The sequence below is a fragment of the bacterium genome (genome assembly GCA_021372615.1).
Classification (GTDB): domain Bacteria; phylum Armatimonadota; class Zipacnadia; order Zipacnadales; family UBA11051; genus JAJFUB01.
Genome location: JAJFUB010000051.1, coordinates 1 through 23,226 on the forward strand (window position 1 = coordinate 1; position 23,226 = coordinate 23,226).

Here is a 23,226-nt window from a genome sequence, read left to right on the forward strand (position 1 = left end):
CGCGCCGGGTGGCGTGATCGTTACGGCCCCCGTCGTGACATCCACGTGGAAATGGGCTGAGTACGGCGAAGCCTCGGCTGTGGGCTCCGGCTGAGTATCGCCGCCGCCGCGCCCCCCACCTCCCCCGCAGCCGGCAAACCACGCCAGGGACAGCAAGCCAAGGACCACAATGACCATCCAGCTACCGCGCCGCAAAGACCCGTACATCGCATCCCACCTCCGTGCCGTCTGCGACCCTGGCTGCCAGCAGGTAACCACACCGCCCCTGGCTACCACGGCCTCCCAGGCTATACTACTGTTAGCGTTCGCGGTTCTGCCATATAGTTCCTGCACGTGTACAAGGATTGTCAACGGGTTCCGGCAGCAACGCGATCGGGAGCAGGGCACGACCATGCCCTTGCCGAAGACTATTGGCGTGCGGAGTGAGCTTCGTCTCTCGTCATGCAATACAGTGCTCAGCACCGAGCGCTAACCGAACGGGAGTGACGCCTATGTCGTGGGGCATCATAGCCGGGATTGCCATACCGGTGGTCATCATCCTGTGGCTTGTGGGCATGTACAACGGCCTGGTCAGGCGACGAGTCCAGGTGCAGGAGGGGTGGGCGCAGATTGATGTCCAGCTCAAGCGACGCTATGACCTGATCCCCAACCTGGTCGAGGCGGTGAAGGGCTACATGGTCCATGAGCGCACGGTGCTTGAGAACGTCACCAGAGCGCGGCAGCAAGCCATTGATGTAACAGGCGTTGCCGAGCAGGCGCAAGCCGAGAACCTGCTCACCGGGGCCCTGCGCCAGCTCTTCGCCGTGGCCGAGAACTACCCTCAGTTGAAGGCCAACGAGAACTTCCTGCAACTCCAGGAGGAGCTGACCTCCACCGAGAACAAGATCGCCTTCGCCCGGCAGTTCTACAACGACACGGTGCGCGACTACAATACGACCCTACAGGTCTTCCCCTCCAACATGGTGGGGGCGATGTTCGGGTTCCGCACCAAGCCGTTCTTCGAGCTGGAGGAGGCCGTGCAGCGCGAAGCGCCCCAGGTGCGGTTCTGAGCCCCGGGAGCCCCGGTGGGCGTCACGTCTTGCGCGGGGCTGACCCATGTTCCGTCAGATTGAGTCCAACAAGCGTTGGTCACTCGTCCTCGTGCTGCTGTGCATGGGGATGCTGATCGCCGTCGGGTGGGCGCTGGAGGTCTACTACGACCTGCCCGACTACACCGGCATCCTGGCCGCCCTGGTGGTGGCACTGGTCGTGGCGGCCATGTCGTACTACGGGGGAGACAGCATCGTCCTCGCCGGCAGCCAGGCACAGCCTGTGAGCCATGAAGACGAGCCGCGGCTGTGCAATGTGGTTGAGGAGATGGCGATCGCAGCGGGCCTGCCTGTGCCCGAGGTCTACGTGATCGAGGACGCGGCACCCAACGCCTTCGCCACCGGGCGGGACCCCCGCCACGCTCGGGTCGCCATCACCCGGGGGCTGATGCAGAAGCTCAACCGTGACGAGCTGCAGGGGGTCATCGCACACGAACTGTCCCATATCCGCAACTACGACACGCTATTCATGACGCTGATCGCTGTCCTCGTCGGCACGGTGGTCCTGCTCAGCGATGTCGTCTGGCGCACGAGAGGACGCGGGGTCAGACCGGCCAGGAACTGCGGCGTCATCGTCATCGTTGCCCTGCTCTTCCTGCTGCTCTCACCGGTCGCCGCCAGGCTGATCCAGATGGCCGCTTCACGCCGCCGAGAGTTCCTCGCGGATGCTTCGGGCGCGCTCCTGACGCGCTACCCCCCGGGTCTCGCTTCAGCCTTGCGCAAGATCGCCAGTGACCCCGCCGAGCTGGCCACCGCCACCCGCGCCACACAGCACATGTTCATCGTGAACCCGTTGCGTGGGCTTGGCGGCACCTCGCTGTGGGACACCCACCCGCCCCTGGAGGAGCGCATCAAGCGGCTGGACGAGATGGGTTTCGCGACTACGGAGGGTGCAGCCCACGCGAGGCCGCGAGAGGGCCGGCCAGTTGAGGCGACGGTCGCTCCTGCCGCCGGGAGTATGGCGGCACAGTCGCCGGGCCTCGTGGCCATGGCAGCCGCCACGGCGGGGGCGAGCCAGGCGCCACCTGGGCAGGCTGAGAGCCCCGCCACTCCCACGCGGCCCCCATCGCGGGACATCAACGCCTGCCCGCGGTGCCGCGAGCCGATGGTGCGCGGTCGTCTCGCCGGGCAGACGCTGCGCGGCTGCCGGGCTTGTGGTGGCCTGTTCATCGCGGAGCAGGAGCTAACCCACCTGCTCACGGAGGCCCCCGAGCAGCTTGCCGCTGCCGACCATCGCTACCCCAACCTGGTCGGGAGAGGCTGGCACAGCTTCGCGGGGAAGCTATGCCCGGTCTGCAGCGAGGCCCTGCGGGCGACGCCGCTGCCCGGACACGCACGGATTGTCGTGGATCGCTGCCCGAACGGGCATGGCGTCTGGTTCGATGACGGCGAGGCGGCAGCGGCTACGGACTCGAAGCAGACCCCTCAGGCGCGCTCCTGAGTGCCACGTCAAGCTGTGCCTTGGTCACCTCGTCCATCGCCACCCGCGAGGGTGCTTTCTCACGCACCCCCCACCCGCGGTAGGCCGGTTCCGTGAAGTAGCCACCGCTCAGGACAAGCTGGTTGTACTCCCGGACCAGCTTGTTGAGGGCCTGCTCGGCCTCTCCTACCTCCTCCTCCGCCGCCGCGAGCTGGGCCAGCAGATCGGCGGCGCCGGTGGCCCCCGCCAGGGCAGGCCACTGGTGTAGCAGGGGAAGCAGGGCCGAGGTCAGCTCAGTCTCGGGACGCTGAGCCGTAGCCAGAGAGGTTGCGCCAGTGGCCTGCGTCTGCGCCCGGGCGACGCGCTCGAGGAGCGAGGCGTCCACCGCCCCGGATTGGCGCGCCAGTTGCACGAGGCTTGCGACGCGGGCATGCCGCCGCTGCAGCGCGTCAGCGACGGTCTCGGCCGCCTGCCTGCAGCTCTGATCGAGGCCCGCAAGGCGTTCGCGCCCACCCTTGAGCTTCACGGCTACGACGGCGCCGAGAGCAACCGTGACGAAGGTCCACGTGACCAGCCAGAAGCCCCCGACGACGAAGGCATAGCGTGTGCCATTCGCGACACTGAAGCTCGCCTGATGGGCGATGGCGTCCAGGTAGAGCACCGAGAAGGTCAACGCGAAGGCCAGGGCGGCAAACCCCACCCCCCACAGCAGGTAGAACCACAATAGCCGGGCCATGGTAGGCCCTCCTCTCCATGGTTCGTGACGTGGCTGCAGTTGATGGCTGGGGCTCGGCTTCGGCGGGAGTCGAGAGACACGTCGGACAACTACCATCACCTTCGGAGTCCGGCACGGACTCTCCTGCCCTCAGTTGCCGCCAGAGCGCGGGACGGGCTGTGCAAGAGGGACACTCGCCGCGTGGTCTCTTCTCCCCGACGGAGGTCGCCTCGTGCGTGGGGCGAACATCGCGTGAGGCGGAGCGCGGCGGCAGCCCCGCGCGTTCCCGGCCACGTTGGCGACGCGAAGGAGGGCGATTTGCATGCGACCGACGTGTATCCTGCTGCTCCTCATTCTGCTGGGGGGAGGGCCGATGGTCTGCGTGGCCCAGGCTCCGGCCGACTTCACTCCGGCTCCGTTCACCCCGCCTGGCCCCAACATGGCACTCCACAAGCACTACACGCTGGAACCGGCCCCGACCTACGGGGACTGCAGTCTGGACCCGGGGCGCGCCCTCTTGACGGATGGGACCTACACGCAGGGGTACTTCTGGGTGCAGAAGACGAGCGTGGGCTGGGTCCACAGCCGGCCTGTGGTCATCACGATTGACCTGGGGCAAGCCGAGCCGATCGCGGGACTGTCGTACAGCACCGCCGCAGGAGTGGCTGGCGTCAACTGGCCCCTGGGCATCCAGGTCCTGGTCAGTGATGACAGCAAGCAGTGGACCGCAGTCGGTGATCTGATCGCGCTGTCCAACAGGCGCGGGGCTCCGCCACCGACGCCCTACCGCCTCCACCGTTTCGTGACCGGGGACCTGCAGGCGCATGGCCGCTATGTGGCGCTGATCGTCGAGCAGATACCGTACTGCGTCGTGGATGAGGTTGAGGTCTACCGCGGCCAGGACGCCTGGCTGGAGGCGCCGCTGCGGGGTAGGCAAGCGAGCATATCGCCCCTCGAGTACTGGCGGTCCCGGCAGGTCGTGGACTCGGCCCAGGCACGGATGCGCGCCGACCTGGCGGAGATCGCCGGGGGGCTGGACGGCACGCCCCTCAGCGCAGCGGCGAGGGCGGCGTGGCGGGCCCGGGCGGACAGGCTGGGCGCCCAAATAGACGGCTGGGAAGACGTCCCGGAAGGCTTCACGACGGTCCTGCCGCTGTGCGAACTGCACGCCCGTGTGTATGCGCTGCAGGCGCCGCTGCTGCGGGCACGCGGGTACAGGAGTCTGACGGCCTGGGGCGGCTACCGCTATGACCCGCTACAGCCCTTGGAGGCGCCGGCGCGGCCTCCGGGCACGCCACCGACACTGACCGTGCGCATGATGCGCAACGAGCACCGGGCGGAGGTGCTGAACATCACTAACCCGACGGACGCGCCGCTGACGCCCACGATCAGGGCCAGCGGCCTGGGGCGCTACGCTCGGGCGCTGGCGCTGCGGGAGGTGCTCTTCACCGACACGCGCGACCGCATCCCGGTGGCGTCAGCGATCCTGGCGGGGCAGCCTGCCGAGAAGGGCCTGCGCCTGGCAGTCCCCGCCGGCATGACCCGCCAGATATGGCTGGATCTCGATACAGAAGGGCTGCCTGCCGGAGACATCCGGGCTGCTCTGACGATCAGCCCCGGGGGTCGGGGGGGCGTCGTGACAGTGCCCCTGAACCTGCATGTCGCCGACGTCGTCATGCCTGCCGAGTTCAGCACCGCCATCGGCGGCTGGGACGAGACCAACAACAAGGGCGGCTACCAGGTGACCGCCGAGAACATGATGCCGCTCATCAAGAACCTGAGGGACCACGGTGTGAACATGCCTTGGAGCAACCCTCAGGTTATGCCCACGCCTGGCCAGTATGACGCTGAAGGGAACATGACCGCACCTCCGGACTTCGCCGCGTGGGATGAGTGGGTCGCCCGCTGGCGCGGCGTACCGTACTGGGGCCTGTTTCCCAACGTCAAGAACACGTTCGCCGGCGAGACGATGGGCACGGCGCGCTTCAACAAGATGGTCGGCGCGTGGGCCACGGCCTGGGTGCAGCATGCCGCCACCCAGGGGATCAGACCGGGCCAGATCATGGTGCTGCTCGTGGACGAGCCACACACGGACGCGCAAGACCAGACCACCATCGCCTGGGCCAAGGCCCTGCATGCCGCCCAGCCGGACCTGGTCGTCTGGAACGACCCCACCCATCCCGATCCGGCAAAGGTGGACCCGGAGTTCTACGCCCAGGCCGACGTCCTGTGCCCCAATGCCTCCATCTTCCTCAGATCAGGCAAGCCCTACCAGGACTTCATGGTCGCTCGCCAGCAGGCCGGGTGCCAGTTGTGGTTCTACTCCTGCTCGGGCCCGTCCAAGCTGCTCGACCCGGCCTCCTACTACCGCGGGCAGTTCTGGCTGAACATCAAGTACGGGGGGAAGGGGTCCTGTTACTGGGCTTTCGGGGATGAGGCGGGCGGCTCGTGGAACGCCTACGTGCAGCCGCGGGCCTGCTACTCGCCCCTGTTTCTGAGCAAGACGGCCGTCACAGACGCCAAGCAGATGGAGGCGATCCGGGAGGGGGCCGAGGACTGTGAGTACTTCGCAATGCTCCGGGCGCGTGTCGAAGCGCTGGAGCGCGCGGGCGTATCGAACAGACTGGTAGCAGAGGCGCGGGCTCTGCTCACGACGGGGCCCGAGCAGGCGGTGGCGACCATGGGAGGAGAGAACCAGCTCTGGCGGACCGCCAAGGACCGCACGGTCATGGACCGGGTGCGGCTTGAGGCCCTGGACCTACTGGAGAAACTAGGCCGACTGTGAGCCGGCCCGAGGCCCCGCGCCTGGCGTCGGAGCCCGGCATACCCATCAGACGCTAGAAGGAGGCATCTGTCATGAGCACCCGCCGAGCTGGTCGTCTCATCTTCTCGCTGGTTGTCGTCTTGCTGTGCCTCTCGTCCGCCGCGTGGGCCCAGGGGCAGCCGCCCGCCACCAGGCATGTGCGCGTGGACGCGACGGTGGCGGTGGGGGCTGTCATGGGGCTCACCGATGCGTGCCTGACTGACAGCGCACGTTCACTGTGGCTGCTGACGCTGACTGAAGAGGTCAAGTCAGGCGACTGGGACAGGATGAAGGGCATCCTCGCCGACTACCAGCACCGGGACGTCGAGGCGGCTGTCTGGTTTGCCCGCCCCGACGGCTCCTACTACACCGTGGACAAGGGCCTGACGGACCAGAACCTGAGGGACCGCCCGTACTTCCCGAAGGCTATGGCCGGGCAGGCCACGCTCGGGGACCTGGTGGTCAGCAGGTCCACCGGCAAGTACGTGGCGGTCGTGACAGCCCCGGTCCGCAGAGGGGACGCGGTGGTTGGTGTCCTGGGGGCCTCGCTGTACCTCGACAAGCTGAGTGAGCGCATCGGGAACACCCTGAGCTTGCCGGACAACATCCATTTCTGGGGCAGCGACCCCGCAGGGAAGATCGTCGCGATCAATCGTCGGACTGAGCGGCTCTTCTGGGACCCGACCAACCTGAACAGCCCGACGTTGACGCAGGCGGTCGCGGAGATGTTGACCAAGCCACAGGGCTCGATAGGCTATGACTTCCAGGGCAGGAGACTCACGGGCGTGTACCAGAAGTCGCCCCTGACAGGCTGGTACTTCGTCCTCGGCGTACTGAAGCCGACCAAGTGAGGACGCGAGGCAGCGCCACCAGTATCTCCGCGCCAGTCCGGGCAGGTGAGTACCGAGATGAGTAGTTGCGAATGGAGCAGAGCGCTCATGGCTTGCGCGCTTGTGGTGTCTAGCTGTGCCACGGCCCAGACGCAGCAGGCCGGATACGAGTCGTTCGAGGACGGAGTACCCGCCTACCTCGCCGCCACCCGCGCCGGGAGCGTCAGCCTCAGCACCTGGCACAGCAAACAGGGCCAGCGGTCACTGCGGTGGGACTGGGCGCGAGGGGAGGAACTGGTGATCCGCCACGGCATCGACGACGTAGCCCGCCGGGGCGGCCTCGTCAACAGTAACCGGGCCTGCTTCGCCGTGTGGGTGTACATGGAGCAGCCGGTCGCGGACGCTCTGGTCTTCGAGTTCCGGGAAGGGGATGAGGTCACCGGCTCGTTCCGCTTCCCGCTGGGGTTCACCGGCTGGCGCCAGGGGCGGCCCTACTATGACCAGTTCCCCACCGGCAAGCCGACCTCAGCGGTGGACAACATCCGCATCACTGCTCCGAGCCAGGTGGACAAGGGGACTGTGTTCCTGGACTTCATCAAGTACAACACCCTCACCCACCCCGGCCGGGGCATCGTTCCTGAGAAGGAGGCGCTCTGGCAGCGCCCTCAGCCTGACGAGAAGCGCTTCCCCAAGCCGGACCACATCACCGACGCAGAGCGGGCAGGCATCCGCACGCTGATGGGCCCTGACATGGGGCCGGGCGTGGACGAAGCGAAGGCGAAGGAGTTGTGCGCCAAGGTCCAGGCGCTGGGGATCGTGCGGGATGAGCACGGCCTGCACGGGGGGCCGTCGATCGACAGGCACTACCAGTATTGCGGCTCGGTCGGGCAGTACGGGGCCAAGGAGAGCACGTACTGGCCGGACGAGAACGGCCCGGGCTGGATGGGCATGCAGAACCCCAGCGCTACGACCGGGCTCGGCTACCAGGTTGCGACTACCTACCGGGCCAGTCGCGACCCCGAGCAACGCCGTCGCCTGGCCGAAGCCTTCCTGCTCATCGAGGACCATCTCTACGACCAGGGCATGCAGGCTGGGGCCGGCTTCCACTGGAACTGGTGGGTCGGCGAGCCCTGGGCCAACGCTGTCTTCCTGATGCGCGACGTGCTGGCGGAGGCGGGGCGACTGGGCCGCCAGTGCGACTACCTGCTATGGAACTACGGCGGCGGTGACGTCTTCGCCGACACCCCGCCCCCCTCCCACATGGACTACTACCACCTGTCGGTATCTCCCCTCCTGCGCGCCTGCCTCGTGCAGGTGGAGCCGGAAGAGCAGGTCCGCTGGCTGAACGCCTTCAAGGGCATGCTCGAGCGGTCCATGCTGCAGCCTACCAGCGCCCTGAAGGTGGATGGCTCTGCCTACCACCACGGCGTCCACTACTTCGCCTACGCCCGGAACGCCTTCCGTACGCTCCCGGTGCTGCTCCAGCAACTGAGCGGCACGCCCTGGCGACTGAGTCCGGAGGCGCACGGGCGCTTCCGCCGGGCCATGCTTGCGCAGCGGATCTACTGCAATCAGCTTGACCTGCCCCTGGCGCTCAGCGGACGGCGCCCGTTCGGGTCGGAGTTCTACATCAAGGGCGTAGACCGCATCGCCCCGGAGGGCCTGGACGCTCTGGCCCGTTGCGGGAGCCCCGATGGGAAGCAGGCGGTGGACCAGGAAGTGGCCGCGGCCTACCTGCGCCTGGTGCCTGAAGCGGCCAACCAGGAGCCCTACCGCGGCCTGGGGATCAAGCCGGAGCCGGACCCGACCGGCACGTTCGTGATGCCGTACGCCAACATCCTGTGCCATCGCCGCGATAGCTGGCTGGCCTGCGTTCACGGGCAGAGCAAGTACCTGTGGGGGACTGAGCGGGATGACAATGTGAACTGCTTCGGGCTGTTCCAGAGCCTGGGCAACCTGGAGGTCCTGGCGAGCGGCAACCCCGTCAGCGCGCAGGCGAGCGGCCGTGAGGGACTCGGCTGGGACTGGCGGAGGTTCGAGGGCACAACCGTGCCGCAACTGCCCCTCGAGACGATCGCCAAGGGGTGGGCCACCCCGTACTCGCCCGAGACCTTCGTCGGCGGGCTGTCGCACCAGGGGCGCCAGGGGATCTTCGCCATGGCGGTCAACCAAGCCATGCCCGGTCAGAGGACCCTCACCGGCAGGAAGAGCTGGTTCTTCAGCGATGACCGCATCCTGTGCCTGGGATCGGACATCACCTGCGACGAGGCGGGGTACGCCACGCAGACCACATTGTGTCAGAAGTGCCTGCCCAAGAATGACAAGGGGGAGCTGCCCCCGACCCCTGTGGACGGCACGGATCTCACGGGCCTCCCGGGTGACCAGGCCCTGGACGAGGGGAAGCCCCACTGGTTCCTGGACGTGCAGCAGACCGGCTACTTCGTGCCTGCCGGACAGAAGCTGTCAGTCGCGCGCAAACACCAGATGAGCCGAGAGTATGCCAACGCGAGAGACACCGAGGGGGACTTCCTGACCGCCTGGATTGATCACGGCAAGGCGCCTGCCGGGGCCGGCTACGAGTATCTGCTGTCAGTCGGGGCCACCCCGGAAGTGATGCGGGAACTCGCCGCCAAGCCGCCCTACCGGGTGATGCAGCGCGACCAGGCGGCCCACATCGTCTGGGATGTGCCCGGCCGTCGCTGGGAGTGCGCGCTCTTCGTCCCGCAGGAGCCTACCGCCCACACCGTCGGCGCTGACGCCCTGCCGGTCAAGGCCGTGGACCGCGCCTGCCTCATCATGGCGGAAGCCGTCCGGGACGGGCAACTGGTGCTGAGCGTGGCCGATCCGGACCTGAACCTGGACAAGGGAGTGAACCAGCCGCGGCCGCTGCGCGTAACGCTCCGTGGATCCTGGCGCCTCCAGCAAGCGACCGGAACGGTCTGCGCCTGGTCCTTGCCCCAGGGCGGGGAGAGCATCCGGATCGTATCGGCCAGCGCAACGGATACGGTGCTCGAGATCGTCTGCGAGCACGGGGCGAGCTACGACCTGAAGCTCGTTCGGCAATAGCGGTCAGACACCGGCCGCCGTGTCACACCGCTGTGTCCTCGCTGAGCAGCCGGGCCACGTGCTCGTGGTCGCGTTCGGCGAATGCCTTGTTGTACTCCGCGGCCAACTCCGCTAGTCGTGGGTGGATGAGGCACGTCGTCCTGGCCGGGCACTCCCCGCACACGGTCTTGCCGCTCTCGCCCAGCCGGCCCACGCCCGCCAGTTCGCCAGGCCCTGCAGACTTGAACACCACCCCCAGCCCCTCCGTCCCTGCCCAGCAGGCGAAGTGGCACTCCAGCGCGTCCACCTCGGCCCAGTCGCCGGCCTCGAGGGCTAGATGCCGCCAAGTCCGCACGCCGCGTTGGTTCATCGGCTTGTGCCACAGGTGCAGCCGCCCCTCAAGGACCCCGTAGATCTCCACCGCCGGCAGCCCGTGCACGTGCACATCCTGCTTGTCCTTGGGGGTGAAGAAGCTCCAGGTGAAACCCAGTCCCTGGCGCTGGTACGGCAGGTAGGGGTCGGCCACGCGCAGGTTGAAGGCCCGCGTGCCAGCGGCGAGGATGTCGTGGATCTCGCACTCGCGCGCCACCCGGACGCCGCCCTCGTTGCTGGCCGCCCAATGCGTGGCCAGGGCGTCCATCGAGGGCCGCGCAAAGGGCTCTCCCAGCGGGGGCTTGGCCGTGGACAGGCTCTCCACGATCGCCCGTATGTTGGGTTCCGGCACTTCGGCGAGGATCTCCGCCGCCGTCAGCCAGCGGACCTGGTCGCCGAAGCCATCCAGCCAGGCCTCCCCTGCGGCGGTCAGCGAGATGTCCACAGGGCAGAGGTACCAGCGTTCAGGCAAGCCGGCATAGCGCGGCCCGGACATGTCGCTCGGGATGACCGGCAGCTCACGCTCGGGGAAGTAGCTCCCAGACGGCAGCGCGAGGTCCTCACCCAGTGGCCGCACCAGCGCGGTGTACAGATCTTCATTGGCACGGAGCTTCGTGGGCGGGAAGGTCCATCCGGTGGGCTTGCGGAGCAATAGGAGGCGCTCCGCACGACCGTCCTCGGACCTGCGGCGGATGAGGCAGTAGAGCACCATCGCTGCCACCCGCGGTGTGGTAGGTGGAGGGGTGCTGGCGGTCTGGGCCATGGCTACAACCTTCCTCTCAGTGCCAGGCCGCTCCGGTGGGCGGCCGGTCGGTGAGCGTGCCGAAGCGTGGGCCTCTGCACGCGGCTACTCCTGTCTGCCCGTGAAGCTGAGCACTCTGACTGTTCGCGTCATGCCTCGGTGGGGGCTGAGCGAGACGGGCGACGTGGTGACCTGTCCCGATGGGTGGTACCACGTCCCATGCGAGTCCCGGGCCGTTGGACGGCCCTGCTGTTCTAGTTCGCAGTTGGTACCGCAGTCCCTGCTGCCGGGCCGGAGGACCGGGTGTCAGCCCTGCGCGGTCTGCTTCTATCCCGACGGCCCCAGGGGCGACAGACTCGGTCGTGACGCGGGAGTTGGCCAATACGCAGCTTCGCCAGCGGGTGCGGGGGCACCGTTCGCCGAGCCGGACCGGCGACGCACACGTGCACCCATTCGAGGGTCTCCTCCGATGCAGAGCGCACTTGAGCGCGGGTCCGCTGCGGTCTGCAGACGACGTCGAGGGCATCGCAGTGCTCTTCCGCACCGCAGAATGGTCTTGAGGCCTTACGCCCTCGGTGAGAACCGCTCCTACGCATCCAGCCCTCCTCTCCGCTCACGGTTCGGCCGATATGGGCCTGACCGATGGTGCAGAGTCGACACTCTCCCTGGCTTCAATCATCCCCCTGCACAGTCCACATGCCACACACCGAGTACGCGTAGGTGTCACTGGCACGGTGGTAGGTCTTGAGCCACTTCACGTGTCCATCGCAGAATAGGTAATTGTTGCCGTGGTTGTGCCGAGGGTTGTAATCCGGGTCGTGTAGGGCAGCTCCCGGCCCCCCTCGCAGGCCAGGATCCGCCGCAGCGCAGTCCGAGTCCGAGATCAGGATCGTGCCGGAGGGCTCCTCCACCTCCGATTCGTGCCGGCCTGCCGGACTGGCGTACAAGCCCACCGGAGGCCACTTGTCCGGCCCGTCACAGAAGTACCCGGCGTTCACGCCATAGCCGCCGCGGTATCGGCTACCCGTCTGGTTGACCCCGTTCTCGCACCCATTCCAGTTGGTGCACCAGCCGCGTTCGTGGAAGTCGGGGCAGTCCAGGATCTGCATGCTCTTCGCGTATGGCTGCAGCAGTATCATCCACCACAGGCCCTTGTCCCCTACCACTCCGCCCTGGCGCTGTGAACTGGCGACGTAGAAGCCATCGTTGTCGTCCATGTACATGGAGTTCGCGAGGCCGAACTGCCGCAGGTTCGAGGCGCAGTTGGCCCTCCTGGCGGCCTCGCGGGCTTTGGCGAACACGGGGAAGATGATCGCGGCGAGCACCGCGATGATCCCGATCACGACCAGCAGCTCAATCAGAGTGAATGCGCGCCGCCGCACAGTTGCACCTCCACCGGCTCCCCACGGATGCTACTATCGCCGCTGCCGGCTGTCAGTGGTGGGAACTCCAGAACCAGCCGCGAGCACGCCGTGGCTTCCGCGCCTTGGTCCACCTCGAGTCAGAGGGGACGAAGGGCTCGCCTACGGGTCCCTCCCGGCACCCGCGGAGTGCCTCCGCGGCGGTCGACTCGGTGCCGGCGTGCAGCCGCCGCAGATTGTTCTTGTGGCGAACCAGCACCAGCACCGGCATCGCCAGCGCCAGCACGCGCCAGGCCTCGCCCGCCGCCATCGACCACACCACGAACGGCACCGAGAGCACCGCCGCGATGGTGGCGACGGAGAGCGGCAGCCAGCGCCCCAGCACCAGCCGCGGGCCGAGGATCCCCAGCACCCAGACGCCCAGGGGCAGGACAGCACACGGCCATGGCAGCAGCCGTGTGTGCACCAGACCGATGAGCACGCCGAGGGTCGCGGCAACACACTTGCCCTCCGCGAACCGTCCGTCCCGCAGCAGAAACCACAGGGAGTAGGCGTGCCCCACCAGCGCCGCCAGGGCACACATCGCCACATGCCACTGCGGCAGGCCCATGTCCACGGCCAACCATACCACCAACCAGGCTTTGCCCAGATCAAGGGCTAGCGTGGGTAGCGCCAGCTTCGGCCCGCCGACGCGCAGGACGTTGATGGCGCCGATGCCGTGCGACCCGTGCTCTCGCACGTCCACTCCCAGGCACAGTTTGACCAGCAGATAGCCCGTCGGCACGGATCCCAGCAGGTACGCGAGCACCAACATTCCGAGGCTGTGGCTGATCATGCCGGCACCTCCCGCGGCAGGCGCTCCGGAACCCGTGCGTACCGCCGTTCGAGTTGACGTATCTTGGCCACCTTGCGCCCCGACCGCTCAAGACAGAAGCGGGCCCCCAACCATGCCAACACCGTCCGGGCGGCCGTCTCGTGGTCCAACGTCCAGGCGCCCAGAGCGATCACGTTGGCGTCATTGCTCTCCCGGGCGCGACATGCTGCGATGGGGTCGCCGACGGGAGCGGCATACACGCCGGGGATCTTGTTGGCGGCGATGGCCATACCCAGCCCGGTGCCGCACACGAGGATGGCCCGCTCGATCTCACCGCCGGCCACCGCCGCGCCCACTCGCGCCGCGACGTCCGGATAGTCTACCGGTAGCGGCGTGTCCGTGCCGAAGTCCCGCACGCCGTAGCCTTCCCCCAGCAGGAATGCCTTCAGCCAGTCCTTCAGCTCCAGTCCGTTGTGGTCAGCGCCAAGGCCAACCATGGTGATCACCTGCCTCCTCTCCATCGTACCCGAGCGTGGCGCCCTTGACATGGCCCGATGGTCGCGAGTACGCGAGCGCGGGGTCCCGGTTTTCCGGGACCTGGAGTGGTGGCTAGGGTGATGGTGCTGCGGCAGAAGGGTCGGTCAGACCGTGGCGGTCGGCCAGTAGTGCCGCCTCGGTCCGGTCATTGACGTGGAGCTTGTCGAGGATTGCTGAGATGTGGTTCTTGACGGTCTTCTCGCTGAGGAAGAGACGCCCGGCGATGTCGCGATTACGCAGGCCCTGACCCAGCAGTTCGAGCACCTCCATCTCGCGCCGCGTCAGCTCGGCGAAGACCTCGCGCACGGCCTGGCGCTGGCGGCTGAGGCGGTTGAACTCATCCAGGACGCGACCCATGAGCGGGGGCGAGAGGAAGCTCTCGCCCCGGGCGGCCGCGCGGACCGCCTCCAGCATGCGCTCCGGCGACGCCTGCTTGAGCACATAACCCGTCGCCCCGGCCTTGATCGCGCCGAAGAGATGCTCGTCATCGCTGTGCACGGCCAGCACCACCACGGCACAGTCCGGCAGATCCTGCTTGAGCCGGCGGATCGCGCTGATGCCGTCGAGTCTGGGCATGTTGAGGTCAGTGAGGACGACATCAGGGCGGAGCTGTTCCGCCAGGCTGACGACGGCCTCGCCGTCCCCGGCGGCCCCAACCACGACGATGTCCTCCTCCTGGTCGAGCAGGTGGGCCAGGGCGTGTCGGACCACCGTCTCGTCTTCAGCCAGCAGCAGGCGGATCGGCATCGGGGGATGACTCCGCTGGTAGGGTGTTCGGCCTAAGCGGGATGCGGAAGGACAGGGTGCTACCTTCACCGGGACGGCTCGACAGTTCGAGCTGTCCGCCGACCGCCTGGGCACGATCTCTCATCCCGGCCAGCCCCAGCCCCTGGCCCGTGCGCACGTCCTCGTGGACGGCGGCCGGATCGAACCCCGAGCCATCGTCCTCGATGCTGCCCCGCACCACCTCGGGCGTGACCGACAGCGTCAGGTTCACCGCCGTCGGCGCAGCGTGCTTCTCGGCATTGGTCAGGGCTTCCTGAACGATGCGCAAAGCCGCCTGCTCGACTTCCGGCGGTAGGGTGACGTGGTCATCGTGGATCTGCAGATTGATCGTGAAGGGGACGTGATCGGCATAGAGCGCCAGATGGTCCCGCAGCGCCTCGACGAACCCGTGGCGTTCGAGCTTCGGTGAGCGCAGGCGACGCACGAGATAGCGCAGCTCATCGGCGCCCTGGCGGATGGTGTGACGCACCCCCAGGGCCATGTTCAGCGCCTGTGCGACGTCCGTCTCCCCGACCTTGCGCGCAAGTTCCAGGCGACATACGGCGGCGACCAGGTAGTGCTGTACCCCATCGTGCAGTTCCTGCGACAGCCGCTCCCGGTAGTCAGCTAATACGACCTGTTCTCGCAGGCGGGTCATCTCCTGCACGCGGCCGCGCTCGGCCGTAGCATACCGGGTCGCCAAGGCCGTCAGCACCACCACGAACACCAGCCCCGTCGCGAGGAACTGCCACTCCCGCCCCCCCGGCTCCCACCGGGGCCCGCCGGCTTGTGCCATCCAACAGGCCACGACATAGAGGAGGCCGGCGGCCACGCCGGTGACCACGACACGGGTCGGCTTCAGCTCGGCGGCCCCCGTGAGCAGCGGGATCACGTAGCCCAGGCTGGCCTGGCTTCGGACCCCGCCGCTCAGGCGCACGATGAGCGTGACGACCGTCAGGTCCAGCGCCAGCCACAGCCACGACAACCACGGCGGTACCGTCAGCCGCATCACCACAAACGCCCGGGCGGCCACGTACACCAGCGCGACCACGATCGCCAGGCGCAACGTGTCCGCGTGACCGCCGGCCTGCTGCTGGACGTACCCAAAGTGCGACCATGCCAAGGCGTAGAGCAGCAGCAGGGCATAGAGGAGGAGGAACAGCCGGTCTTTGAGGTGTCGCGACTGCATCCGGGATCATCCCAGTCGTCAGGTGTGAACGCCGGCTAGAAAGTGCGACGGGGGGCGGTCGGAACCGCGGCACCCATTACTACTATTATGGTACTCCCACGGTCGTCTGTTCTCCTGCCTGGTCTCCGCTGGCTAGGTTGGTCTGGGGCGGTGCTGCTTGAGGCGCTGGCAGCTTCCCTTGAGCCGGGAACTCTCGCCATTCGCCTCGGGGATGCGGACAGGATGGGTCAGCCGGTCCAGGAGCGCTGCCGGTCAACCGCCCGCTGCCGAATCGCGCGGTGAGCGTCCGTCAGAATCCAGACGGGCCGGATGCGTACAGCTGCGCCCCACCGCCCGATCAGGCCCCCGAGTTCCAGGCAGCGATGGGTTACTTGATGTGGACCACGGCCACGTCCTGCTCCGGGATTGTCACGGTCATCTCGGCGGGAGCATCGCTCTTCACGCCCGCCTCGAACACCGTGGCCACCTGCCCGGCCTGCAGGTCCTTGTTCCGCAGTCTCACCTGCACCGGCTTGTCCCCCTCGTTGAAGAGCAGGACGAGGCGCTCGCTACCGCGCTTGAGCACCAGCACGTCGGGGTACTGGAGCGTGTCACACTCGGCGAGGGCGTCGTCACGCTCGCCCGTATAGAAGAGGTCTTCATAGGTGGCGAGGATTCGGGTGGCCTCGCCAATCCAGTACAACATGCCGCCGGTGCGATCCATCGTGTTACACAGGTCCACACCTCCGCCGAGCGAGGCGACAATCCGCAGGATCTCCCGCTTCTGCAGCCTTGGGTCCTCATAGTCCTCGGCTCGGCTCAGGAAGGTCTGCGGGTTGACGATTCGCGCGTAGCCATGCCCCATCGCGAACTCCTGCCCCATCACCTTGTCCCGGCCCAGGCCCACCTTGTCGCGGAACATGGCCGCGACGTCGTCGAGATACCGTTGCCCGGAGGCGCTGCCCGCTTCGGTCCCGGGAACGCCCGGGAACGCCAGGTCAATGCTGCCCTGGAGTGCGTGCCAGAGCTTCGTGTGGGATGACCACGAGTAGAGCATGTAGGGCTTGCCCAGCTCGTTCGAGGCCTGTTTGGCGATGGCGGCCACCTTGCCGTCAAGTCCGCAGCGGAAGGTGTCCCACTGTGACTTGTAGTCGCGGAAGATCGCGGCGTCCGAGAGATCGGCGTCTGCCGGGAGGTTGGCCCACTTGCGGAACTCGGTCTTGCAGCGGTCGCAGAAGCACCAGGATCCCTTGCCGTCGCGGGCGCCCGCACCGGGCGAGCCATGTTGCGGGTCCCAGACGACCTCTTCCCAGTCGCTCCAGATGATGGATGTCCCCGGCAGCTTGTTCAGCATGTTCTGGTAGCTGGCCTTGACCTCCGCGAGGAAGGCGGCGCGCCCTTCGCCCACGACGTAGGACGGGCAGTATTGGTCGCGCTTCTCCCAGGTGTCGCTGTCCTCGAAATAGCGGGCCCGCGCCTCGGGGTGCTCCTGCAGCCAACGGTAGCCGGGGCGTGACTGAACGTTCTTCATCCCGTAGAAGGGGTAGTTCGACCAGATGATGAGGCGTCCGCCAACCTTCCGCACCGCTTCGGCCGTGTCGGGTGCGGGGCTGATCCAGATGTTGAAGCCCGCCTGGAACGATTGCCGCATGTGCTGCTGGTAATGCTCCGGCGACAGCCGGGCCCCGGGGTAATAGCCGGAGCAGGGCTCGGAGCAGTACTGGGAGATCATGATGTTCTTGCAGAAGCGCCCGTTGATTGGGGGGAGGACGCGCACGGGGATCTTCTGCTCAAGCTCGGTGAAGTTCCCCTTGGCGATCCGCCGGTAGTACCAGGCCGTCGTCCGCTCGGGCCCCGACCACTTCTCGAGCAGCAAGGGCAGGAACTGCCCGGTGATCCGGTCCGGCGCTACGCTGCTCTTGGCCTGCGAGATGCGGTAGCGGGTGTACGGGCGGCCGTCATGTTCCGTCGTCTCCGTGGCCACCCCTGTGGGCCGAACGTTGTGCTGGCTCCGCCCGCTCTCGTGCATGATGTCGAGCAGCCGCGTGCCGGCCGGAACATCCACGATGAACTCGTAGCCATCCAGTGCGAAGGGGAAGTGCGAATAGAGCATGAGGGCCAGGTTCTCCATGGCGCCCTCGGAGATGCCCCATTCCTTGATCAGCGGGTGGAGGCAGCGGTCCGGCCCGTCGTGGCCGGCATTCCACAGTAGCGCCTGGCGCAGCAGCGCCTTCGGCGCTCCGCCGGGCGCCCACATGAAGCCCTGCGGGTCAGGGGCAACCAGCGGCCACTGGTTGTCATCGAACTCTACGGCCTGCCATCCGACCGCCTCCTGAGTGGAGACGCGCCAGCGGGAGTCGGTCACTGGATCGGCCGCGAGGCGCACCTTCACACCGGGGTTCGGCCCCTGCGCCTGCGCGTCAATGCCGAAGATCGTGACTCCCTCACGGATTCGCGCCAACGCTGGCTGTCCGGGCTGGGCCGTAACCGCCTCGCCATTGACGAGGAGTCTCGCCGAGGCATTGCGGACCTGCAGCTCGATCCGAAGGGGCCTGGAGGCGCGTCCGGGGCTACCTGAGCCGCCGGGATCGCGGCCGTCATCCTTGACGAGTTCGACGTTGTCGTACCAGGCGGTCGCTCCACTGGAGATGTTGTAGAGCATGACCATGGACTCGAGCAGCCGGTCGCTCGTCTGGAAGCGAAGTTCATAGTGGCCCCACTGGCCCGCCACGTCACCGGGGGCAGCACGATCTCCGCAACGACGGTAAGTCCACTCCACGTCCTTCCGGTCGCGCTCGATCACATCTACGCTGATGGTGCCTGAGCCGAACTTCGTGCGCTTGATGTCACAGCGCAGGATGTACTTCGTCGCCGGCTCGAGCTTCAGGCCCTGCGAGGCGCCGACGAAGATGTTCGGGCCGCCTGAACCATCGAGCCGGATGGACTTGCCGCCCATCGTCGCCGTGGCAGTGTCAATGGTCACACGCCCCGGCTCCCGAAGACCCCAACCCTTCACGTCGTCCTCAAAGCTGCCGTTGGCGACGCTGCTTCCCACCGCGCCCTGCTGCCGTGCCAGGAACTCGTGGTAAGGCGCACTGAACTGCTGCTGAGCGGCGGTAACCTCGGCGGCCACAGGCGCGCCTCGGAAGGCCAGGGCGGCGAAGTTCGCCACATCCGCGAAGCTCTCTTTGACCGGTGCCCACGACGAGAATCTCTCTTCGGCGGGGCCGCACGTCAGGTTGCGGGCAACATTGAACTTCCAACTGTCGCCCTCTTTCGGAGTGAGCCCGAGGACCGAGAAGGGTATGCGCTCTTCCAGGCACCAGTCGTCGCTGACGATCTTCGCCTTCGCGGTCCACGGCCAGATCTTGTCGATCCCTCCGCTCTTCCGGCCATTCCAGCGCGCGCCGGCGGTGTTGGCGATGAGCTGGAAGTAGTCGGTCCCGGTCGGGACCAGGAAGACCTCGATGCTGTCATCATCCCACAGCGGGTCGCCGTCGGCGACGAGGGGCCTGATCAGGCGGCCGAAGGGCTCGCGGCAACGCACTGCGAGGTAGAGGGCGTCGCCGGACCAGCCGAGGCGGAAGGAGGTCGGTTTCCTGTAGGCAAGAGCGTCCGACTTGAGGCGATGGAACCCCACTGCCTCGGGCAGCGCCTGCCACGCGGCGTCGTCGATGTTCCCGTCTACCGTCGGGGGCGCCGCCAGACGATAGCAAGGGTATGAGAGCGGCGGCTGCGCCAACCCAAGAGAAGTGATCAGGAATGAGACAGCTACCACGGCGAGGAAAGCCCTACCCATCGTGATCAGCTCCTGGGATCTGAGGTCCGGCCGACAGCGGCAGCACAGCGAACTGCAGTAAGGCTGCCCATCTACGAGGTCGCCTGTCTCTTCCTCGCTCCACGCCTCGATCGGTTGCGCGATTGGCGCCCGGGGGGCACCTAGAACAGCAGCCGCGCTCTGACGCGTCGATCGGGTCGATTCAGCGGTGCCATGGAGGACGACCGACGGGGATTTCCCCAAGTGGGGCGCTGGGAGCCCGACGGCCGGCACCTCCGGTGTGAAGCCCAAATAAGGGGCGACGACTGATAGCCCTCCAGACACGACCATTGATGGGTGTGCCTGAGCGACACTTCTGTGTGCAGCGCTCGCGGTGGGAGGTCAGAGGACGGCAGTGAATTCCCCGTTCCGGGCTCTCGTCCCTTCCCGGAATCGAGGCCGGCACCAGCCCAAGCCTGGCGGGTTGAGTCGCTCGGAGATACGGGCTCCCCCACCAGATGCGGAGGGGTATCCCATCGCGCACAACACGGTGTCGGGCTGGGGGGCACGACGAGGCGCCGCTATGGCGCGGGAGCGGCGGGGGCTGCCACCTCCGGCAGCGCGAGCCAGCGATGGCCGAGGTCGAGCAGGTCCTCGCTCACCTGTCTACCCAAGACAAGTGGGTCGTCGAGGTCGTCGTCGGGCGCGAAGGACAGCCTCCGCCGGCGCGCCGCCTCGATCTCCTCGTCGCTGAGGCCAAGCCTGCGCGCCGCCTCAAGCGACTCGGGGCGAAAGCCCTTCTCCCTGAGGGCCGCGAGGTGGGTACTGAGCTGGGCGAGCGTAACGCCTTCGGCCTCAACGCCCTCGTCCTCCATGACGTCCAGCAGCGCGCCATAGCGCTCGCAGGCGGCCACCATGCGCTCGCCCGCCTGGCGCTTGTGGTAGACAAAGGCGAGTGCCTGACGCCGTGCCCAGGCCCCGTCTCCCGCGGCCAGGGCGCCGCCCACGCGATCCAGGCTGATCTGGGCCGCTCGGAGCGAGGCGTACCAGTCGCGCAGGCCCGCGGCTGCGGCGTTGCCGGCCCTGGCCCGGGCCGCTGAGAGCCCCTTTCGGGGCGCCAGCACCGGCAGTTCCGGCCGAGGCGGCACGTCCAGGCTCTTGTAGTCCGCTCGCGGGGGGTCGCCCCCCAGGGCCTGCGAGATGGCGGCACCCGCGTCGAACATCCACTGCACCATTCCGCTGAGCAGCATCCCCGGCATGCCACTCGGCCCGAGCCCCACCTTGTCCATGAGCCAGCTTACCGGATCGGTGAGCCCGTTGAAGACGTCCAGCGCCGCCTGGAGGAACTCGCAGCCCTCGACCGCCTGCCTCAGGACCTGCTTGCCCTCTGAGTCCGGGTGCTGCATCGGCGCTGTGCCGAGGCGCTGCCGCGCACGGTTCCCCGGGCTGATGCCGTCCCAGCCGGGGTCGAGGATCGGCAGGCCGTCCGTCTCCGCGCCCGTCGCCTGCGCGAACAGTCCCTGCGGCAGGGCCAGGGCGGCCAGGCGGACGCCGTCGGGCCGGGCTGGACCGGAAGCCATGCCCCCCGCGGCGTGGCGGGACCGGGCTCCGGGCAGCGAGGCGACACGCCGGCACACGGCCGCTTGCCAGGCCTGCTGCACCAGGCGCAGGACCGTCCGCTCGGGCGCCTCCTCCTCCGCAGGCACGCCTGCCCGCACGGCGTCGGCCAGGTGGGCAAGGTCCACGGCGTCGGCCAGGTCGGCTGCAGGAGGGATCGTCGTCGGGGGTCTCCCGTCGGGCCCAGACAGCGCCGCGACCAGGCGGCTCACCTCCACCACATGCTCCCGGGCCCGGGCGTGGCGCTGGGGGAGGCCGGCGAAGCGTTCCGGAGCCCCGCTCGCCGAGGCGTCAGCTGCAGGCACGCCCGTGAAGGCCCAGCCGCCGGAGGCGTGCGCCGGTTCGCCACCGGCAGGGGTCGCGGCGATGTCCCGCAGGCCTGAGACTGTGACGCCAGCGTCACCTGGGACTGCCACAGGTGTCGAGGCATCATCGTAGGCCACGGTCACGCGGTTGCCCAGCCTATCCACCACCTGCGCGATCCGGCCCTGCGGGTCGCGCTCGATCGCGATGGGCGCGGGCACGGCCACCTCGATGCGCGATCCGGCGGCCGCAAAGGCGCAGTTTGGCCTCACCACGATCTCTGCCGCCAACGAAGCGGCGCAGTGGACCAACGCCGTGGAGGGGAATAGTCTGGTCCCACTCGGGTCCAGCCACGTACGCGAGGCGTCCCTTATGAGTGTGTGTCGTCCCGCGAGGCGTGTTTCTGTCCGCCTCCGGACGCGCCTCGGAAGTCCTGTGGCGTCGCTAGGGGCTTTTGGGACTGCTACAGACCCGGAAGCCCAGGCCGCAGTCCCTAGCGTCAGGCAGGCGCCCGCGCCGAAGCGCGGCGCGGCAGTAGTTCGGGTAGGCATCCCACGCTCCACCGCGCACGACCCGAAACTCCCCAGCGTCCGGCCCGGCCGGGTCATCCTCCGGCGACGACGCATAGCACCCGTACCAGTCTGCGCACCACACCACCACATTCCCCCCCATATCGCAGGCCCCGCACCAGCTATCACCGGCGGGGCAACTTCCAACCTCCATCATTCGTGGGTAGCCCGTGCCCTTGTTCTCATTGTTGCAGCACTTCAGCGGGTTCCATTCAGGTCCCCACGGATAGCGCAGGCCCTGCTGTCCTCGCGCCGCGTACTCCCACTGTGCCTCGGTGGGCAGGTCGAGCCCATACACGTCACAGTAGGCCTTCGCACCATGCCAAGACACTTCCACCATTGGGCGACGTCCCATCCAGCCCAGCCCGTCCCTCGGGCGCCAACTGCCTGCCACAGCCTCGATCCCGAGGGTGAGGGCGTCTAGACAGATGAGGCGATTGAGTTCCACGGCAGTCTTCGTCTTCCCGTGGCCATTCAGGAAACGCGCATACTGCTCGTTCGTTACTTGGCACCTCCCGAGCCAGAAGCCCCTCGTTATGTGGACTTGGTGGGCTGGCTGCTCCTCTTCTAGATCCTCTGCGCTTGCTCCTAGATTCGTCACAGCATACGCGGCGTCGTCATCGGTGGTGCCCATCATGAACCCTCCCGGCGGGACCCAGACCATGGGGCCGCCGTCGGGGCCGGTGATCTGCTCCCCCGCTTGCGCGCCCGGGCGCTCCCACGGCCTCTCGCTACCCTCCACGCAAGTCTCAGCGGTGCCTTCGAGTGCAGGTGGAGGTGTGCCTGTCGCCGGGCGCACTGCCGCCTCGGCTTTCCCAACGACCTCATCAGGCAGTGGAGCGGTGCCCTTCGGTGCGTCCACACGTCTGCCGAATAGGCGGGACCAGATGCTCATAGGTAGGTACTCACACCTTCCTCGACGTCACTCAGATCGAACGGTGTCGTCTCTTTGTGGGCTGAACGGCCGGCCATCCGCACCACACGTTCGCGGCCAAAAGAAGAAGCACCTTCTGTGGAGCGTGGTGCCCCTCCTGAAGCCGATCCGGCCCCACTCGTGACGCTCCAGAGACGCGATGGCGCACATCTCAACGCAACGACTGGACCCGTTTCAGAAAGACAGGCCACGTTGGACGGAAAGATGCCGTCAAACACTAGTGTCGTGCCTTTGAAAAACATATAAGACGGCCCTCGGCTGGCCGGTGTAGGTCCAGCGGTAGGGATGCGCCTCATCGGCGTTGTAGTGGTCGATGAAGCGCATCACTTTGTCGTTCAGGTCGGTCAGACTGCCGAAGCTGCCGCGCTTGAGCAGGCGCTGTTGCA

At 67.5% G+C, this 23,226-nt stretch carries 16 protein-coding genes; 5 read left to right on the forward strand and 11 right to left on the reverse strand.

What is annotated here, in order from left to right; genetic code table 11:
- A partial coding sequence (locus LLH23_08085) for a hypothetical protein (protein ID MCE5238438.1) occupies positions 1–207 on the reverse strand: 207 nt, incomplete at its 3' end.
- 284 nt (positions 208–491) lie between these two features.
- Here LLH23_08085 and LLH23_08090 point away from each other — a divergent pair.
- Together LLH23_08090 and LLH23_08095 are read left to right on the forward strand one after the other, a co-directional pair.
- Positions 492–1,049 (forward strand): LemA family protein, encoded by a 558-nt coding sequence (locus LLH23_08090; GenBank protein MCE5238439.1) that lies wholly within the window; start codon positions 492–494, stop codon positions 1,047–1,049.
- 46 nt (positions 1,050–1,095) lie between these two features.
- A complete protein-coding gene (locus LLH23_08095; GenBank protein ID MCE5238440.1) occupies positions 1,096–2,529 on the forward strand; it encodes a M48 family metalloprotease in 1,434 nt (477 codons plus the stop codon).
- On the opposite strand, the gene LLH23_08100 is transcribed toward LLH23_08095, so the two are convergent.
- Positions 2,492–3,244, reverse strand: a complete 753-nt coding sequence (locus LLH23_08100) for a LemA family protein (GenBank protein ID MCE5238441.1) — start codon at positions 3,242–3,244, stop codon at positions 2,492–2,494. The genes LLH23_08095 and LLH23_08100 overlap by 38 nt on opposite strands.
- 301 nt (positions 3,245–3,545) lie before the next feature.
- Here LLH23_08100 and LLH23_08105 point away from each other — a divergent pair, with 301 nt between their 5' ends.
- From LLH23_08105 to LLH23_08115, 3 genes are all read left to right on the forward strand, one after another.
- Positions 3,546–6,008 (forward strand): hypothetical protein, encoded by a 2,463-nt coding sequence (locus tag LLH23_08105; protein ID MCE5238442.1) that lies wholly within the window; start codon positions 3,546–3,548, stop codon positions 6,006–6,008.
- Positions 6,009–6,079: 71 nt separating this feature from the next.
- Positions 6,080–6,877 carry a cache domain-containing protein gene (locus LLH23_08110; GenBank protein MCE5238443.1) on the forward strand — a complete coding sequence of 266 codons (798 nt, stop codon included), beginning with the start codon at positions 6,080–6,082 and terminating at the stop codon, positions 6,875–6,877.
- Between the two features lie 87 nt (positions 6,878–6,964).
- Positions 6,965–9,922 (forward strand): hypothetical protein, encoded by a 2,958-nt coding sequence (locus LLH23_08115; protein ID MCE5238444.1) that lies wholly within the window; start codon positions 6,965–6,967, stop codon positions 9,920–9,922.
- Between the two features lie 22 nt (positions 9,923–9,944).
- Here LLH23_08115 and LLH23_08120 read toward each other — a convergent pair whose 3' ends face one another.
- The 9 genes from LLH23_08120 to LLH23_08160 form a co-directional block, all read right to left on the reverse strand.
- Positions 9,945–11,036, reverse strand: a complete 1,092-nt coding sequence (locus LLH23_08120; protein MCE5238445.1) for a hypothetical protein — start codon at positions 11,034–11,036, stop codon at positions 9,945–9,947.
- Positions 11,037–11,686: 650 nt separating this feature from the next.
- Positions 11,687–12,397, reverse strand: coding sequence for a prepilin-type N-terminal cleavage/methylation domain-containing protein (locus tag LLH23_08125; protein ID MCE5238446.1), 711 nt, complete (start codon positions 12,395–12,397; stop codon positions 11,687–11,689).
- A 52-nt stretch (positions 12,398–12,449) separates the two neighbouring features.
- Positions 12,450–13,211, reverse strand: coding sequence for a glycerol-3-phosphate acyltransferase (locus tag LLH23_08130; protein MCE5238447.1), 762 nt, complete (start codon positions 13,209–13,211; stop codon positions 12,450–12,452).
- On the reverse strand, positions 13,208–13,687 hold the full coding sequence (locus LLH23_08135; protein ID MCE5238448.1) for an RpiB/LacA/LacB family sugar-phosphate isomerase: 480 nt from the start codon (positions 13,685–13,687) through the stop codon (positions 13,208–13,210). The genes LLH23_08130 and LLH23_08135 overlap by 4 nt, the downstream gene beginning before the upstream one ends.
- A gap of 112 nt (positions 13,688–13,799) precedes the next feature.
- Positions 13,800–14,474, reverse strand: coding sequence for a response regulator transcription factor (locus LLH23_08140; GenBank protein MCE5238449.1), 675 nt, complete (start codon positions 14,472–14,474; stop codon positions 13,800–13,802).
- A complete protein-coding gene (locus tag LLH23_08145) occupies positions 14,449–15,681 on the reverse strand; it encodes a sensor histidine kinase (protein MCE5238450.1) in 1,233 nt (410 codons plus the stop codon). Before LLH23_08145 ends, LLH23_08140 begins: the two co-directional genes overlap by 26 nt.
- Positions 15,682–16,048: 367 nt before the next feature.
- A complete protein-coding gene (locus LLH23_08150; GenBank protein MCE5238451.1) occupies positions 16,049–19,459 on the reverse strand; it encodes a carbohydrate-binding family 9-like protein in 3,411 nt (1,136 codons plus the stop codon).
- A gap of 539 nt (positions 19,460–19,998) precedes the next feature.
- Positions 19,999–21,609 carry a hypothetical protein gene (locus tag LLH23_08155; protein MCE5238452.1) on the reverse strand — a complete coding sequence of 537 codons (1,611 nt, stop codon included), beginning with the start codon at positions 21,607–21,609 and terminating at the stop codon, positions 19,999–20,001.
- Between the two features lie 172 nt (positions 21,610–21,781).
- A complete protein-coding gene (locus LLH23_08160; protein ID MCE5238453.1) occupies positions 21,782–22,570 on the reverse strand; it encodes a formylglycine-generating enzyme family protein in 789 nt (262 codons plus the stop codon).
- Between the last annotated feature and the right edge of the window lie 656 nt (positions 22,571–23,226).

What these genes read in the sequence shown, in the direction of transcription:
- LLH23_08090 (MCE5238439.1), top strand. Translation starts at nt 492, where the DNA reads ATGTCGTGGGGCATCATAGCCGGGATTGCCATACCGGTGGTCATCATC.
- LLH23_08095 (MCE5238440.1), top strand. Translation starts at nt 1,096, where the DNA reads ATGTTCCGTCAGATTGAGTCCAACAAGCGTTGGTCACTCGTCCTCGTG.
- LLH23_08100 (MCE5238441.1), bottom strand. Translation starts at nt 3,244, where the DNA reads ATGGCCCGGCTATTGTGGTTCTACCTGCTGTGGGGGGTGGGGTTTGCC.
- LLH23_08105 (MCE5238442.1), top strand. Translation starts at nt 3,546, where the DNA reads ATGCGACCGACGTGTATCCTGCTGCTCCTCATTCTGCTGGGGGGAGGG.
- LLH23_08110 (MCE5238443.1), top strand. Translation starts at nt 6,080, where the DNA reads ATGAGCACCCGCCGAGCTGGTCGTCTCATCTTCTCGCTGGTTGTCGTC.
- LLH23_08115 (MCE5238444.1), top strand. Translation starts at nt 6,965, where the DNA reads ATGGCTTGCGCGCTTGTGGTGTCTAGCTGTGCCACGGCCCAGACGCAG.
- LLH23_08120 (MCE5238445.1), bottom strand. Translation starts at nt 11,036, where the DNA reads ATGGCCCAGACCGCCAGCACCCCTCCACCTACCACACCGCGGGTGGCA.
- LLH23_08130 (MCE5238447.1), bottom strand. Translation starts at nt 13,211, where the DNA reads ATGATCAGCCACAGCCTCGGAATGTTGGTGCTCGCGTACCTGCTGGGA.
- LLH23_08135 (MCE5238448.1), bottom strand. Translation starts at nt 13,687, where the DNA reads ATGGTTGGCCTTGGCGCTGACCACAACGGACTGGAGCTGAAGGACTGG.
- LLH23_08140 (MCE5238449.1), bottom strand. Translation starts at nt 14,474, where the DNA reads ATGCCGATCCGCCTGCTGCTGGCTGAAGACGAGACGGTGGTCCGACAC.
- LLH23_08145 (MCE5238450.1), bottom strand. Translation starts at nt 15,681, where the DNA reads ATGCAGTCGCGACACCTCAAAGACCGGCTGTTCCTCCTCCTCTATGCC.
- LLH23_08150 (MCE5238451.1), bottom strand. Translation starts at nt 19,459, where the DNA reads ATGGGTAGGGCTTTCCTCGCCGTGGTAGCTGTCTCATTCCTGATCACT.
- LLH23_08160 (MCE5238453.1), bottom strand. Translation starts at nt 22,570, where the DNA reads ATGGTCTGGGTCCCGCCGGGAGGGTTCATGATGGGCACCACCGATGAC.